Origin of the sequence: Paenibacillus marchantiophytorum, from assembly GCF_014640555.1 — a bacterium.
Lineage (GTDB): Bacteria > Bacillota > Bacilli > Paenibacillales > NBRC-103111 > Paenibacillus_E > Paenibacillus_E marchantiophytorum.
Genome location: NZ_BMHE01000018.1, coordinates 24823 through 40849, shown reverse-complemented (window position 1 = coordinate 40849; position 16027 = coordinate 24823). Strand labels below are relative to the sequence as shown.

The following is a 16027-nucleotide window of genomic DNA, read 5'->3' as shown; positions in this document are numbered from 1 at the left end:
AGGGGCTTTTTTTAAAGCAGAATATGCTACACTGTACGTAATAAGTAATTTTTCCTAAGGACTGATTATTATGACACTGCAGCAATTAAAATATATTTTAACGATCGTGAATTGCGGTTCTATAAGTGAGGCTGCTAAGCAGCTTTTCATATCGCAGCCAAGCCTATCTAGCGCAGTAAAAGAAATGGAGCAGGAAATTGGCATTGAAATTTTCCTGCGTTCATCTAAGGGGATTGCGCTGTCGAATGAAGGGGCTGAATTTCTATCTTATGCTCGGCAAGTAGTAGAACAAGCAGAACTTCTTGAGCAAAGATATATGAATAAAAAACCGTCTAAAAAGCTATGTTCTATATCCACGCAGCATTATGCTTTTTCGGTGCAAGCCTTTGTCAGTCTATTGAAAGACTTGAATACGAACGAGTATGAGTGTACGCTGCGCGAGACGAGGACGCATGAAATTATCGAAGACGTGCGCAATATGCGCAGCGAACTTGGCATTCTATATCTCAATGACTTCAATCAGAAGGTTATACAGAAAATGCTGAAAGAAAATGACCTTCAATTCCACCCGCTCTTTGTGGCTGAACCGCATGTTTTTATTAGCTCGGAGCATCCACTTGCTGCTAAGTCGATTCTGGACATTGAGGACTTAGATGAATTCCCGTGTCTAGCCTTTGAGCAAGGAGAGTACAATTCTTTCTACTTCTCAGAGGAAATCTTAAGCACAAGAACGTATAAGAAGAAAATATTGGTCAGTGATCGTGCAACATTATTCAATCTCCTCATTGGGTTGAATGGTTATACGATTAGCTCCGGTGTGCTGAATTCGGACTTGAATGGGGAGCAGATTAAATCGGTCCGCTTGCGTACGGATGAGAATATGCAGATTGGATATATTACGAATAAAAAAGTCAATTTGAGCCTGCTTGCTGCCGACTATGTTCGCAAGCTGAAGAGTGTAATTTCAGATTTTGGTTATACGATTATAAGCCAAGAGGAGGAACTCAAATGAGCTCCTCCTCTTGCTGTTCGTTGTTACAGCGTTTCTCTTACTTCTTTCGTAGCTTGAACCAACTGTTTTAGACTAGCCCAAGTCTCTTTTTCGCCGCGCGTTTTAAGTCCGCAATCGGGATTGACCCACAACTTCGCGATATCGATTTTCTCCAACATGCGGTGCAGTCCCAGCTTGATTTCCTCCACACTCGGAATACGCGGGGAATGGATATCGTATACCCCTGGACCGACCTCTGTTTGGAACCCGCATTGATTAATCACATCAATAATCGCAAGGTCTGATCTGGAGGCTTCGAACGTAATGACGTCGGCATCCATGGCATCAATATCGCGAATAATATCGCTGAACTGGCTGTAGCACATGTGCGTATGAATTTGAGTTTCGGCCTGGACACCGCTATGCACCAATCGGAAAGAAGGTATTGCCCAGCTCAGATACTCGCTCTGCCAATCTGATTTCCTTAATGGCAGCTTTTCTCTTAATGCAGCTTCATCGATTTGGATGATTTCAATTTGATTCGCTTCTAGATCCAATACTTCGTCCCGAATGGCCAGAGCAATCTGGAAGGCACTATCCTTCAGGCTAATATCTTCACGGGGGAAGGACCAGTTCAGAATCGTTACCGGGCCTGTTAGCATCCCTTTAATCGGTTTGCTAGTCAGACTTTTGGCATATGCGGAATATTCGACAGTCATTGGTTTGGAACGGGAAATGTCTCCCCATACAATCGGCGGCTTCACGCATCTTGTTCCATAGGATTGCACCCACGCTTTTTCTGTGAACATAAATCCATCCAAGCTCTCGCCAAAGTATTCAACCATATCATTGCGTTCAAATTCGCCATGAACGAGAACATCAAGACCAATCTCTTCTTGGAGCGCGATGCACGCCGCAATTTTCTCAAAGTTAAACTGCTTGTACTGCTCCTCGGTTATGGAGCCATTCTTAAAGGAAAAGCGATTTGCCCGAACTTCGGCTGTCTGTGGGAACGAGCCGATGGTTGTAGTCGGCAGCAGCGGCAACTGGAATTTGGATTTCTGAATCGCTTCTCGTTCATTGAAGGCAGGCAATCTTGTAAAGTCAGCCTCTGTCAATGCCGCTACCTTTGCTTGTACAGCCTCATTATTCGTAAACCGGGCGCTGTTGAACAGCTCCTCATTTTGCAAATATAGCGCACTAGAATAAGGGTCTGCTTGAGCTCCGATCGCTTTGAGTTGTGCGAATTCTTGAAGCTTCTCCTCTGCGAATGCCAAGTAGCGTTTAGACTCATTCGCTAATTTCGTTTCATGCTGTAAAGTGTAAGGCACATGCAGAAGCGAGCAGGAAGAGCTAAGCACGATGTTCTTTACATGCACTTTTAGTTCATGAATAAGTCCAAGCGTACGTTTGTATTGATTTTTCCAAATGTTTTTACCGTTCACTAGGCCAGCAAACAGCACTTTATCGTCCGAAAATCCATATTGCTGTACGAGCGCTAAAGATTGTGTACCTTCAACGAAATCAAGGCCGATCCCGTCGAACGGAAGGGCTTGAAGCGTTGGATAGCAGTCGCGAATGTCACCAAAGTACGTTTGAACGAGAACTTTTACATTCCCTTTGGAGGAAAGAATTTGTGTATATAGTTTGGAGAATAACCCGATATCCTCTTGGGATAAATCCGTTACCAATCCAGGCTCGTCCAGTTGAATCCACTCTGCGCCTAACTCATTCAATTGTTTAAGTATAACCGCGTACGCCTCAGCAGCTTGACCGACGAAGTCAGCGGCTTGTTTGGCACCCTTATATTTGGCAAGCTTGAGTAGGGTAAAGGGCCCAATCAGAACGGGTTTCGTTACAATATTCTGTTGCTTAGCCTCTAAGAACTCATCGAACAGCTTCGTTCCTGCTAATCGAAGGGTAGTAGAATCATCAATTTCAGGAACCATATAGTGATAATTCGTGTTAAACCATTTTTTCATCGCTAATGCTTTAACGTCGCCTTGTTCGCCTTGATAGCCCCTAGCCATAGCAAAATACGTTTCTAACGGGTTGAGACCTAGCGCTTGATAACGATCTGGAACGATATTTAACAAACAAGCTGTATCAAGCAAACTGTCATAGAAGGAAAAGTCATTAGAAGGAATGAAATCGATACCGTTCTCTTGTTGGATCTTCCAGTGTGCCGCTCGGAGGTTGGCGCCTGTTTGGTGCAGCTCAGCAATCGCAATCTCGCCCTTAAAGTATTTCTCGGATGCGAATTTAAGCTCCCGTAATGTTCCGACCCTTGGATAGCCAATAATGGATGTTTTCAATGCTAACAGCTCCCTATGCTTCATTTTGATCTAATTATAGGGTAGAGGGCTTGCTATCGAGAAATACATAAATACTATGTCAGGGTATAGTTTTTTTATATGGGAAAAGGCATTCTCTACCGATAGCAGGATGCCTTTTTGGAATGGAGAGTAAGTTTACAACAGCGAAATAACGAGCAAATTGTAAAGTACCAGGGGCAAAATGATATCGTTGTTTACAGGAGATGGCGTCCATGGATTAAAAAATCCGCGGGCGTCTTGATTCGAGACACGTAAATATAGATGGCCATCATCCATATGGGCAATGGTGCCTTCATGAATCTGTCCGTTCATCATCTGGATGCGAACAGGGCGGTTCGAGCATTGGCTGCCTACGTCAAACAATTGTTGTTGCGTACGACTCAGTGATTGTATGAAAGCAGGATCGGCTTGATACATGGTTTGTTGCGAATAAATCGAGTGATTATTCATCTAATATCCCTCCGAATGTTATGGTCTTGCATCCATCGTATGAAAATGCCTACTCGAATGTGCCTATATCGGCCGTATGACTTCGCAGAGGCGGCTGCATCTTGCTGCGCGGCTTTTTTTGTAAAATGCAGGGCGTGTTCTATGGATATCTATTGTTATAATCTGGTACTTTAGTAGTTATTATGATAGTATAAATTTGTTGCTTTTTGTTAAATTTTGCTGATTATTGGGGTGGTTAGCTTGGCACTAATTGATAGAATTAAATATGATGGAGCTGCAGACGGGAATTGGTTGGTGTACAAATATCCTAGTGAAGATTTAACCCTGGGTGCGCAGCTTGTCGTCGGTGAAGGCCAGCTTGCTATATTCGTCAAAGAGGGAAGAGCGCTGGATTTATTTGGGCCCGGTACTCATACCTTATCAACGGGGAACATCCCCTTGCTAAACCGACTGATAAATTTGCCATTTGGTAATGAAACTCCTTTTACGGCGGAAATCTATTATATAAATACAACATTGAATATGAATTTAAAGTGGGGAACGGAGTCACCAATTCAGATTATAGATCCGGTTTACCAGGTAAGAATTAATGCAAGAGCTAATGGGCAGTACACCATGAGAGTGAATGACTATAGCCTATTTCTAACCCAAATTATAGGGACGCAAAAGGGTGGGACGACCATCACGGTTCAAAACTTGCTGCCTAATTTCAAGGGGATTGTCCTTAATAGCGTTGATACGATTCTAGCGCAATATATCATTGATAAAAAAGTATCAGTCCTAGATATCCGTACCAAACAAAGAGAAATCGCACAGATGTGCATGGATGATATGAAGGATAGTTTCTTAACGTTTGGGATAGAATTAGTTAACTTTTTGGTCAATTCTATTAATTTTCCAGATGAAGATATGGAAGTAATTAATGGTATTCTCCAGCGTAAAGCCGAGTTTGATATTCTAGGTGATGCTAGATATGCCACGCAAAAACAATTTGAGATTATGGGTAATTTCTCGAAAAATGAGGGTACCTCAGGAATGGCTAATGCGGGTATCGGACTGGGTTTAGGATTTGGAATGATGGGCCAACTTGGAGGCGCAATTTCCAATATATCGAATAATACGATCAGGCAGCCTGTGCCAACACCAGAGACGAATGTTCCTTGCAAACATTGCAGTTCGGCTAACTCACCTGACGCCAAATTTTGTGTGGAATGCGGACAAAAAATGCAATCGACCAAGCCCTGCTATAAATGTAACGCGGAGAACAAAGAAAATGCTAAATTTTGTTCAGAATGCGGAACCGCCATCGGGATCATTTCCTGCCCAAGTTGTAGCCATGAACTGACGGCTGGTTCGAGGTTTTGCCCTGAATGCGGCACATCTTTCGTATAAGGAGTGGGTGGAATTGAGTAAGGATAGGTATTTTAAGATACTGGCAAGCGTTGTTGCGGCCTGTGTATTATTACTCGTGTTTTTCCTTATTATTGTCGTAGGGTTGGCGTTAAATTCGTTTGCTTCCTACCTCATCATGCTCGTTGTCATTGTCATTGGCGCTGCCGAGGTATTCAGTTTCTATCAAGCCTTTATAGCGAGAAGCACCTCATCCATGAGGTTGCCTTATAAGCTAGCGCTTGTAACGACAACGCAGTTGTTTGCTGTCATTGAATTGATCTTAATCGGGATATATGCCAGATTCGCTTTGAGTAATGTTCTGGATCACTTTGTGCGCAAATTACCAGTAAATATAGAAACGACCCATTTAAAAATAAGTGCGACGTATAGTGTATTAGCGTTGTTGGGTGTCGCCCTGTATGTTATAGCTTACGCTTCAATCCTATACATAGGTGATCATTCAAAAAATGAATTGGATAATGAACAGTTGCAAAAGGCGAATACCCGAGATGTTGCGACAACGTTATCCCATATCATTTTATCTTACAACCAATTGGCTGAGCAGTATCAGAGCCTCGATTTCAGCAAAACTAAGGTTTTATATGATAAATTAACGATTAAATCAAGGGCGCTAGGTGTATTTGGGCGAAGTAGGAAGCCTGAGGGAGAATGGGATGTCGTTTTTTCCTGCGACGAATTGAGAGACCGGCTTAAAGTTTTACAAGGTCAAGATCACCTCGAACAAGAGAACGTCAATGAAATCTACCAGAAAACGTCACGCATTTTAAACGAAATTTTGGCTTTGGATAAAGTTAGCATTCAGTAGGAGGTTACCTATGGCGAAGATTATAGTACATACATGTCCTAATTGTGGGGCAAACCTGCCGATAGACATCAATCAGATTTGTGAATTTTGTGGTACGGCATATATCCCCAAGAATTTGGCTGCTTTGGCGAAGATGGATAGCCAAACCAAGCATAATTACATCACCTCCTACAAAGAAAAGTTAGAGGATAATAAAGGAAATATTCCCCTTGCAGTTTCCTTGGCCATGTGTCATATCGATGCGCAGAATTATGAATTTTCATTCGATATTCTAAAAAAGCTGGCTGAAAATAATTGTACAGATCCAAATGTCTTTTATTATATGGCTCTTGCCATGTTGGAAGGGAAAAAACCGCGTGTGCTCCACATGGACAAAGTTCGTAAGGTAGAGTCGTATTTAAACAGCGCTCAAGTCTTATCCAGTGGAACAGGCTTGTATTATATTATGCAAGCTGTAATTAAGCGAGACTACTATGAGTACTACCTTTTCAATATGCATCAGGGAGGCAGCAGCAAGCTGCTTCTTGAGAAAGCGAACAATTTCCAACTTGACGTGGAAGAGATTCATCAGATTTTAAAAATTGTAAAGTTAGATGAAAGTGATAGAAGTTACTTTGATTCTGTGCTAGCCATTTAGACGAAAGGAGATTCTATGAGTACATTAAAACATTTAGCCGATGTTTCATTCGACGATCTGTCTGTAAAGGACAAGCTTTCCTATCTTAGGAATAGTTTGATAACCAATGTTCCTGCCTTCGACCAGATGGAACCTGCGGTTAAGAGAAACCGCTTCTTTGATTATTTAGCGAAGAAACCGGTGAGATGTTGGATGAGCCTGGCTCTTGTCATGGTTATCATCATCTGGGGATTCAAGATCACTAGCAGCATTTCTGATGTAATTGCTATTCTACTTTGGAGTCTCGTCATTCTTATGCTGGTTGCCTACTTCGTATGGAAGAGAAAAGTGGATGCTTTTTTTACCCGTTTGAATGGGACGATGACAGAGAAATTCATACAAGAACATGAACAGAAGCTGGCTGCCTATCACTCCGATCTTGCGAAGCATGAAGGGGAATTGGGCGAATACAATGCGATAGAACTTTCTTATGAGCAGGCTTCCAGTACCGTAGAGCAGGCCATGCACTACCATGGTGTGAAATTTGGCAGGACACAGCTAGGGGTTGACGAGTCGGAACTTGTTGCGCTGCATTTCATTTCTGCACCCAATCGAAATAACACTTCGAAGAAATTCGGTGATTATGAAGTGTTCGCTTCCTTTCAAATTCAGTATATTTACATGACCAATAATGAGCTGTATGAAATGAATGGGGACTTGGATCTGCTGAGTGATGAAATCAGCAACTACACGACGTCGAGAATTCTTTATTCGAAGATTAAGAGTTCAGAGGAGAGACATAACAACTATAATTGTCTGAACTTCTATACGATTACAACGAGTAATAATGATGGAAGTGAAAGTGATGTCATGCATATTCCATCTAGCAACCTTAGACCTCAAGCTAGCTATTTGATTCAATCGATTACTTGGAACACAATCAATAAGAGCAGCTTGGAATATAAGCAACTGCTAGAGGCACGCCGTTATACCAGTTATTATATCAATAATCCTTTAACCTATGATGAGTTTGAAGTAGCCGTGCGATACATTAAAAATCTAAGCTGCATCGACTACGAGTTTAAAAAAGAAATGACGGAAACCGAAAAAGACGTCGATAATTTCAAAAAAGTTAAGCTCATTATAGAAAGAGCTGTTAATCGTAAGATTCGAGAGAGCAGCATGTGATAAAATGTATCTATAAGAATGAACAATAAAATGCCCTTCCTGCTTTCAGGAAGGGCATTTTATTGTTCATCCTAATCCTTTACGTTGAGAATAATTATCAATATAATATAGAAGAAGAACAACCGCACAGTTATGCGGCTGGAGGGAATGAAACGCTGCGATGAATTTAAATGAGCATATTACGCTATGGAACCATGCTTCATTCAAAATGATAGATGTACGCTATATGCTTCTGGAGCGAGGGGAAGTATTGCGAGAATACTATCTTCCGGCCAGTACATTCCTATGTGCCGTTCGCGGGCGTGCTGAGATTTGGCTGGATGAAGCTAAGCATACGGTGAACCGGGTTCAAGTGCTGCACGGCGGTAAGGGCACACGTCTTGATATTTCCGTCGATGAACGGTTTGAATATTATCTGATCATTTACAAAGCTGAGCTGTCTTTGCCAGCCCCCCAGGAAAGGGTAAGGTTCATGGCGTCGAACAGGCCGTTTCAGATGCAGTATGGTTTCGTACCGCTGTATTCGCTCTCTCTGCTGGATAAAGTCGAAGATATGTTTGCAAAGTGGACGAAGTCAGAGCCGTTAAATAAATTTCAGGCGAGAACGTTGTTCTACCAATTTGTTCACGAATTGTTCTGGCAGATGCAGCGCCAGGGAATCCAACCTGCCCAGCCTGATCATGTTTCACAGGTGCTGCGGTTCATGAATGAGCGTTACATGGAGCCTATAACCCTGGATAGGATGGCGGATTTACTTGATTGCAGCACAAGGTATTTAACCAAATTGTTCAAAAACGAAATGAATGAAAGCCCTATCCGTTTTCTCACGCAAATTCGTATGGATAAGGCCGCGCAACTTTTAACGGATACAGAGGCTCAGTTGCAAGAAATTGCCTTGCAGGTGGGCTATCCGGATGCGCATACGTTAAGCCGCAGCTTCAAGAAGCACTATGGGATATCGCCTGCGCTGTTTAGATCGAAGCAAAGACGTATGGACTCGGTTCTGAAATTGCCCCGTGTCCGTTCCCGATCTGCTATTGTATCGCGGTTGCCTCTTCGTTATAGTGATAATGGATATGAGAATCGTTATCACTTAATTAAAAAGGGAGATTTACGTATGTATAAGGAAAGAAGACCTGCTGCTATGGCAGCAGTAACGTTGTTATTTTGTATGACATTATTTCTCAGTGCCTGCGCAGGCGGAACGAGCATGGGAAATATCAGCACTGGCACAGAAGGGAAAGCCGTGTCCAGCCAGAATTCAACGAAGGCAAATTCAACGCAATCTTCACCGACCGCTACGACTAGAAATTATACGGACAGTCAAGGGATCGTGGTTATACCGGCGAATCCCCAACGGATTGTAGATCTGACGGGCAGTTTTACCGGTAATTTACTGGCGCTTGGCGTTAAACCTGTAGGTGTTCAAGTTGATTTACTTAAGAATCCTTTCCTAAAGGGTATGATGGACGGGGTTGAAACGGTTGGCGACTCCTTCGCCCCGGAGAAAGTCCTGAGCATGCAGCCTGATCTTATCATTGTTGTTGCTGCTCCAACCATGGAGCAGACCTACAAAGAGCTAGACAAGATTGCTCCCGTTGTTCGATTAGAATATGGCAAATATTCTTATAAAGAGCAGATGCTCGAATACGGAAAGCTTGCAGGAAAGGAGCAAGAGGCAGCCAACTGGTTGAAAGAGTGGGACAAGAAAATCAATGAGTACAAACCGCAAATTGTAAAAGTCGTAGGCGACAGGACGGTTTCCATCCTTCAGCCTTATGCCAAAGGGATCTATGCATTTGGTGACTTTTACGCCAGAGGCGGGGAAATTCTCTATGGGGAGTTTGGCTTGAAAGCTCCCAAGATAATTAAAGAAAAAGTCCTTGATAAACATGAAGGCTATGCCAATTTATCCCTTGAGCAATTGCCCGAATTTGCTGGCGATTATATCTTTACGAGCAATTGGGGATGGGACAACGGTGATCCGAATGTTGTTTATGGCAGCAACTTATGGAAGAACCTCCCTGCCGTGAAAGAGAATCGCATTTTCCATATCAATGCCGAAGGTTCATATTACAATGATGCTGTATCCATGGATGCCCATTTGGAATTTATTGTGAAAAGTTTCCTTGGGAAATGATAAGCTACAAACCAAAGAGCACACCACCTACGTCAGTAGGAGGTATGCTCTTTATTTCCGTTTAATAGGCGCAAATGCATGCACTGTGCATTCTTGGCGGCTAGGAAGCCTTATTCTGTGTAAGCTGCTTTGGTGTCGATGCCGATTGAACCGGCTTCCGCATTCCAGCTAACGCCGATGTTCATCAACTGAGCGATATCTCTCAGCTTAAAGTAGTTGCTGCCGTCGATGTTATAAGCGGTAAATTTGACATCCTTACCGTCAAGTGTAACATTCGCCTTAGTTTCTGTTACAGGCTTGCTAGTTTGCTGTCCTGCAACAACCAACTCAGTACCTTCTGGTGTATAGGCTCTCTTCGAAATGAGAGCAATTGCGTTCTTAGCGGCATCCCAGCTCACTTCAAAGTTCTTTTCGGTCCCATTGACAGCGAAGGTTAGGTCACGCAATTTGAAGTAGTTATTTTCGTTGATGTTATAAGCTTCAAAGGATACGTTCTTGCCATTCACTAATACTTTGGCAGCCGTAGGAGCGGCTAGCGAAGGTGTAGCAGCTTTTTCAGGCTCTGTGGTCGTAACGGGTGGTTTAGATTCCGTAGTACCGGCTACGACTTGCAAAAGAATAGGGGCATTATCGTCACTGTTGTCATTCTTGAATACTGGGAAAATGCCATATTTAACATCTTCAGTGAGTACGGCTTTATTATCGTGGATTTCTACATAGTCCAGACTCTCATCGTCAACCCATTTGGCAATGGATGCCTCTGGGGAGAGCTCGCCGTGGAAGGTGATAGTAACAGGTGCAGTAACGACATACAGGGTATCTCCGTAACCGACGTCCTTGGTTTTCTTTGTTTCAACAAGGTTGGAAATGGTGACATAATTTCCGTTTTTCGCATCAATACGTTTCTCATTTGCTGCGGACGCAGTGAGGGATGCAAATACAGATACACTTAAAAATAAGGCAAGCATAACCGATAGTCTTTTAATATTTTTGCTCATCTGATACTCTCTCCTTTTTCCCTAGGTGCTAAAATATAGCACGGCTGTATGTTTCATATTACATTATCTTTCAAAATATGACAATATTTTCGGGTCAAGAAAGGTGGTCTAGTAAGTTAAAGCCAACCGATGTAGTAGCTTGGACATCCCTCTCTGGGTAAATGTTTGATTTTACAGGTGCTTAATTAGTTCAGTCTATTAAAGTAAGAAAAGTATCATTGGATTAATCCAATGAAATCGGCTTTAAAGCTGTTGAAATCAACCTTTCACTGGATTTATCCAATCTTTTAACAGGGAATCGTTCTATAAGGGCCGATTCTGGAAATTCCATTGGAAAAACCCAATGGAAGAAGGTTCTAAAGCGCGAAAGTGAGGAAAACACTGGATAAATCCAATGGTTTTCATCAAATAGTCACATCAACTTATGACCTTTGTAACTAGTAAGCACGTCAAGTGTACCCTTATAATAGCAGGTAAGTCAGCAGAGTTATTAGGGGGAAAAGTAGTGTTTAACCTGGTCAAACATTGGTTTTGGTACGATTGGATGGTTTTTCTGATTCGCATAGCCTTCTTTTTTTCTATATTAGTTACTGTGGGATATGTATCTGAGTTTCTAACAATTCCGTTCTGGCTTACGCTGTTATGGGGAATCATCGCGTTCTCTGCTCCGTGGTTCTGTTTGCAACTGCATTACAGGTGTTATCTGATTGCTGAGTTGGTTATTACCGGGGGATATTGTTTGTATTTGGCATCGTTATTCCCTGATTCTTATTTGGTTTTCCTGGCTCCCGCTTTCATGATCGCTAGCAACAGTGCGCAAAAGTCATATTGGTGGTCAGGTCCTATTACGATCATTTTGATTCCATACTTGTTAGCCAACCTTACACATCAAGAATCAACTTTAAGTATGATCCTGAATTTCGGACTGATTTACACGGTGGGGTTTGCCTTTCATTTGCTAGTGGTAAATCATCGGCAGAATGGCATTATTCGAGACCAATATGCGGTATTGGAGCAGTATATCTCGCAAATGGAGCAGATGACGCTCATCGAGGAACGAAATCGGCTGTCCAAAGATTTGCACGATACGATGGGCCATGCGTTCATCTCCATCATCATGGGGTTGGAGACGCTGCGCTCTGAAGTGACTGCCACGGATGGGGAGCAAAAAGTGGAAGCCTTGTTGCAGGTTACACGCAATAGCTTGGAAGAGGTTCGTCATTACTTGCATCAAGTTGACTCTCCACAAGATAGATCGACCCTTATTCAGTCGTTACAGAAACTAGTCGATGACTTCCAGAAATTCTCCAAGGTGAAGGTTCGCATCCGAACGTTCGGAGAGGCGTATGCGGTATCCAAGCAGGCCAAGATGACCTTATACAGGTGCTTGCAGGAGTCTTTAACCAATGCGGTACGTCATGGGCAGGCTAGTGAGATCGAGATCAAGCTGCAGTATGAGGAGAAACAGATCAGGTTGGAAGTGCAGGATAATGGGTTAGGTACGGAGAACTTGCAAGCTGGTTTTGGAGTGAATGCTATGAAAGAGCGCGCTGCTAACTTGCAAGGACAGGTTAATTTGTATGCTAAGCCTGGAGAAGGGACGCTGGTGACGTGCTATTTGCCAAGAATCGTCGAATTTCAAGAGGGAACTGTTCAATTATTGCTGGTTGATGATCAGCCTTACATCCGAGATAGTCTTCGAATTATTTTGGAGAGAGAACAAGACTTTGAAATTGCAGGTCTGGCGCAGGATGGCGATGCTGCCATAACTATGTGTGAGCAAATGAGACCTCATGTGGTGCTGATGGATTTAAATATGCCCGGTAAGAATGGCGCGGAGGCAACCAAACAGATTAAGATGAAGTGGCCGGAGATACGTGTGCTAATCTTGACTACGTTCCAAGAAACAGACAAGGCGGTTGAGGCGCTGCGCAACGGAGCCGATGGCTATTTGTTGAAATCGACCGAACCGCAGGAGTTGTTTGAGACGATACGTCTCGTTCACCGCGGGGTCAAAATGATTGCACCTGATATTACAAATGTATTGATTGATAACTATGATTTGCCTCCATATGCCGTGGCGCCGGCTGAGAAGCCCAACGAGTATGGGTTAACTCCGCGCGAAATCGAAATTTTGGAATGCCTATCGAAGGGGCTGCGCTATAAATCAATCGCAGCCAAGCTGTATTTGTCCGACGGTACAGTGCGGAATTACGCTTCTACGATTTATGCCAAGCTCGGTGTCAGCAACCGTGAAGAAGCACTGCAGAAAGCATACGGATCTCGGCAATAACCGAATAGTGAACAGTGAACACCTTCTTTTACATTCCTTCAGGAAGTAGAAGAAAGGTGTTTTTATTTGGCTTTTTGGGGGGATTACCGCGTGGATTTCGTCATATGACATTATGGCACTGGTCGATCATACATCCTAAGCGCTAGCATAAGCGGTATACCGAGTACAGAGGGAGAGATAACATGAACCAAATCATTCGGAAACATATGAGAAACTGCTGCTTTTTGCTGCTTACATTCTTAACAGGGCTATTTTATTTTTGCTTTTTTTTAGTAGGCATAACCTTTGGGATTACGATGGCATTCACTTTGGTGGGGTTACCTATTCTCTCTTATGTGTTAAGTGCGACAAGCAAGTTTGTACAATACGAGAGGATTCAGACTAAAGTCTATACCGATATTTCCACCTACGATGTGCCAAGTCGATCAAGACCACAAGGAGGTTTATGGGAACAGGTTAAAACTGAGCTCATGGATGGCCGGAATTGGAAAGCGATTTTCTGGCTGATGCTGAAATTCGTTATCGGGCTTATCTGTCTCCTATGTGTTGTGCTTTTCTACGTGGCACCCTTTATCTTCTTGTTGGCCCCTGTTATGTACTTATGGATGGATATTACCTTTGTCGGAATGGAAATTAGAACATTTGGTGCCTCACTCCTCGTCATGCTTGCAGGTGTCTTATATCTATGGATCGGTCCTTACCTAGGCAGCATTCTGGTAAAGTGGATTGGCGGCTACACGCGCCGGCTAGTTGGATCCTTTGTTCGAAACCAATAAAGAGAGTAGGAAAAGATCATGTCAACGTCATCACTTATGAAGATATCTTTACAGTCCCTGTGGATTGTCTGGGAACATATATTTGATATCCTGACCCAATTTCGCAGTAAGTCCGTGCAAAAATACGGCATATGTAAATTGTTGGTCAGGCAGCATCAAGGAAAGAGCATGATCTGTCAAGATGGGCATAGGATAGTTGTCGGGGATTGGGTAGGCGAGCTGCATCTGGATAACCGACAGGTGCTCCGACTTTCACGCACGTTCGGTGCAGATCGAGCTGGATTGAGGATTGCACGCATGTTTCGGGATGCCATGAAGCAAATTAACTTAGAACTGGATAGTCATCCAGAGCTATTGAAGGTTCAAGCCTTAACAGGAATAACCCTGCTTCACCGCGGAATCATTCATGGCATAGGGTTTGAACAACATCCCATAGAATCCAAGTGGCAGCAACGATTTTATAAGAGATATCTGCGCCTTTTGCTTCGTGTCCTCCACCCGGAGGGCAACCAACAGATGCAAAACAGCAGCGAGAAGTTGTTTCCGATGAGGCTCGTGATCAGCAAGCAAGCTCTGAAGGAGCGTTTCATATCACGTGAAAATGGTCATCAGGAACGGCAGAATCGAAGGAAGGAAGAGGCGATTTCATGATACGGATGCTAATGATTGTTTCCCTAGATGCCATGATTCTTTATACGATGGTTCCCTTTATTCTTACCCGCATATGCGGGTGGGGCGTCCTCTCCAAGGGAAAAGCCGGGAAGGGCGTTGCCTTTACTTTCGATGACGGGCCAGATCCTTCCTATACGCCTGATTTGCTGGATTTGCTACAAGAGCATGACGTGAAAGCTACTTTCTTCGTACTCGGCAAAAAGGCGGAAGAACACCCTGAATTGATTCGGCGAATGCACCAGGAGGGGCATCAAATCGGCATTCATAACTACATTCATCGATCCAATTGGATCTTGTCCCCCTGGGCGAATAGACGCGAGCAAGCAGATCGCACAGCGGATATCGTGGAACGAATCACAGGAGAGAGACCCATTGTCTATCGACCGCCATGGGGGCTCCTTAATATAGGTGATCTTATCTTGATGAGAAAAAATTACCGGATTGTCCTCTGGTCCGTCATGGTTGGAGATTGGAAACCAGCGGTCAGCGTGGAACAATTAAAGATGAACTTACTGAAAAGGATTAAGCCTGGTTCCATTATCGTACTTCATGATAGCGGCGATACACTTGGGGCAGATGAAGAAGCGCCGCGGCAGATGATCGCAGGGCTGAAGGAAGTTCTGATTGAGGTCCGCAGGAAGGGCCTGGAATGCCTGCGAACGGATGAGCTGTTAAATAGGGAAGCTAGAAGTGTTGGCAAAGTTGGACACGACGCTAAGCTTCCCGGTCAAGCTCATTTGTAGGAGTTCTTAGTAAATTGATCAAAATCAACATCCTCAATAAACTCAATAACCTCCCCATTGGGACTATGAACAAGGGCATTCTTTACTTCAAGCGGTGGCACGCCGAGAGAAAGCCGACTTGGTGCAATAAAAGCTTTTGCTCCATGAGCAAGAGCTTTTTGGTATATGTCATCGACATTATCCACATAGAAAGCGAGATGCAGCAGCGCTCCATGAGCGATTTCATCTTCGGATGACGCTTTCTTGCCTTGCGCGGGGATGACCGCTTCATTGTCAAAAACCTCGATGCATGTTCTTCGGTCAGGGGAAACCAGCATGGAAGCTTCTTTGATTTGGAAAGCAGGCAGACTCCAAGAATGGCCTATTTTGAATCCTAAAACTTCGGTATAGAAAGCAATAGTTGCGTTATAATCTTTGGCTTGAATGGCTACGTGGGCAAGACCTTTGATACTCATCTATCATCACTCCTTAACTAAGATGTATTCATTATAAACAGTCGAAAATGTAAAATATATGTGAAATATAAGGATTTTAATGTGATAAAGTATTTAAATATAAGGCATTTTTGATAAGATATCTTATTTTGTGGATTATCATAGGGGGGCG

General features: G+C 43.3%; 14 protein-coding genes. 10 read left to right on the top strand and 4 right to left on the bottom strand.

The features are described 5' to 3' along the window. The first annotated feature begins 70 nt into the window (after positions 1 to 70). Entirely contained in the window at positions 71 to 1012 is a 942-nt protein-coding gene (locus tag IEY34_RS17845) for a LysR family transcriptional regulator (protein ID WP_189013603.1), read from the top strand. Between the two features lie 23 nt (positions 1013 to 1035). Here IEY34_RS17845 and metE read toward each other — a convergent pair whose 3' ends face one another. Continuing rightward, complete coding sequence (gene metE, locus IEY34_RS17840) at positions 1036 to 3306, bottom strand: 5-methyltetrahydropteroyltriglutamate--homocysteine S-methyltransferase (RefSeq protein WP_189013601.1); 2271 nt, start codon at positions 3304 to 3306, stop codon at positions 1036 to 1038. 156 nt (positions 3307 to 3462) lie between these two features. Further along, the gene (locus IEY34_RS17835) at positions 3463 to 3777 is read right to left on the bottom strand and encodes an acetyl-CoA acetyltransferase (RefSeq protein WP_189013599.1); all 315 of its coding nucleotides are present in this window, start codon (positions 3775 to 3777) and stop codon (positions 3463 to 3465) included. A gap of 240 nt (positions 3778 to 4017) precedes the next feature. Between IEY34_RS17835 and IEY34_RS17830 the strand changes: the two genes are divergently transcribed. The 5 genes from IEY34_RS17830 to IEY34_RS17810 all read left to right on the top strand — a co-directional run bounded on the left by IEY34_RS17830 (position 4018) and on the right by IEY34_RS17810 (position 9939). Further along, the gene (locus tag IEY34_RS17830; RefSeq protein ID WP_189013596.1) at positions 4018 to 5169 is read left to right on the top strand and encodes an SPFH domain-containing protein; all 1152 of its coding nucleotides are present in this window, start codon (positions 4018 to 4020) and stop codon (positions 5167 to 5169) included. 13 nt (positions 5170 to 5182) lie between these two features. After that, positions 5183 to 5995, top strand: coding sequence for a hypothetical protein (locus tag IEY34_RS17825; protein WP_189013594.1), 813 nt, complete (start codon positions 5183 to 5185; stop codon positions 5993 to 5995). Between the two features lie 10 nt (positions 5996 to 6005). Continuing rightward, a complete protein-coding gene (locus IEY34_RS17820; RefSeq protein ID WP_189013592.1) occupies positions 6006 to 6632 on the top strand; it encodes a hypothetical protein in 627 nt (208 codons plus the stop codon). 15 nt (positions 6633 to 6647) lie between these two features. Then, the gene (locus tag IEY34_RS17815; protein WP_189013591.1) at positions 6648 to 7799 is read left to right on the top strand and encodes a magnesium transporter; all 1152 of its coding nucleotides are present in this window, start codon (positions 6648 to 6650) and stop codon (positions 7797 to 7799) included. A 160-nt stretch (positions 7800 to 7959) separates the two neighbouring features. Next, complete coding sequence (locus tag IEY34_RS17810) at positions 7960 to 9939, top strand: AraC family transcriptional regulator (protein WP_189013589.1); 1980 nt, start codon at positions 7960 to 7962, stop codon at positions 9937 to 9939. Between the two features lie 110 nt (positions 9940 to 10049). Here IEY34_RS17810 and IEY34_RS17805 read toward each other — a convergent pair whose 3' ends face one another. After that, entirely contained in the window at positions 10050 to 10937 is an 888-nt protein-coding gene (locus IEY34_RS17805) for a hypothetical protein (RefSeq protein WP_189013587.1), read from the bottom strand. Positions 10938 to 11442: 505 nt separating this feature from the next. Here IEY34_RS17805 and IEY34_RS17800 point away from each other — a divergent pair. The 4 genes from IEY34_RS17800 (at position 11443) to IEY34_RS17785 (ending at position 15421) form a co-directional block, all read left to right on the top strand. Continuing rightward, positions 11443 to 13230 (top strand): helix-turn-helix transcriptional regulator, encoded by a 1788-nt coding sequence (locus IEY34_RS17800; RefSeq protein WP_189013585.1) that lies wholly within the window; start codon positions 11443 to 11445, stop codon positions 13228 to 13230. Positions 13231 to 13412: 182 nt separating this feature from the next. Continuing rightward, on the top strand, positions 13413 to 14006 hold the full coding sequence (locus tag IEY34_RS17795) for a sensor domain-containing protein (RefSeq protein WP_189013583.1): 594 nt from the start codon (positions 13413 to 13415) through the stop codon (positions 14004 to 14006). Between the two features lie 18 nt (positions 14007 to 14024). After that, the gene (locus tag IEY34_RS17790) at positions 14025 to 14657 is read left to right on the top strand and encodes a YkoP family protein (protein WP_229757705.1); all 633 of its coding nucleotides are present in this window, start codon (positions 14025 to 14027) and stop codon (positions 14655 to 14657) included. Further along, a complete protein-coding gene (locus IEY34_RS17785; protein ID WP_189013581.1) occupies positions 14654 to 15421 on the top strand; it encodes a polysaccharide deacetylase family protein in 768 nt (255 codons plus the stop codon). The genes IEY34_RS17790 and IEY34_RS17785 overlap by 4 nt, the downstream gene beginning before the upstream one ends. Here IEY34_RS17785 and IEY34_RS17780 read toward each other — a convergent pair. Further along, a complete protein-coding gene (locus IEY34_RS17780) occupies positions 15412 to 15876 on the bottom strand; it encodes a VOC family protein (RefSeq protein ID WP_189013579.1) in 465 nt (154 codons plus the stop codon). The two genes, IEY34_RS17785 and IEY34_RS17780, sit on opposite strands and share 10 nt — an antisense overlap. Positions 15877 to 16027: the final 151 nt, after the last annotated feature.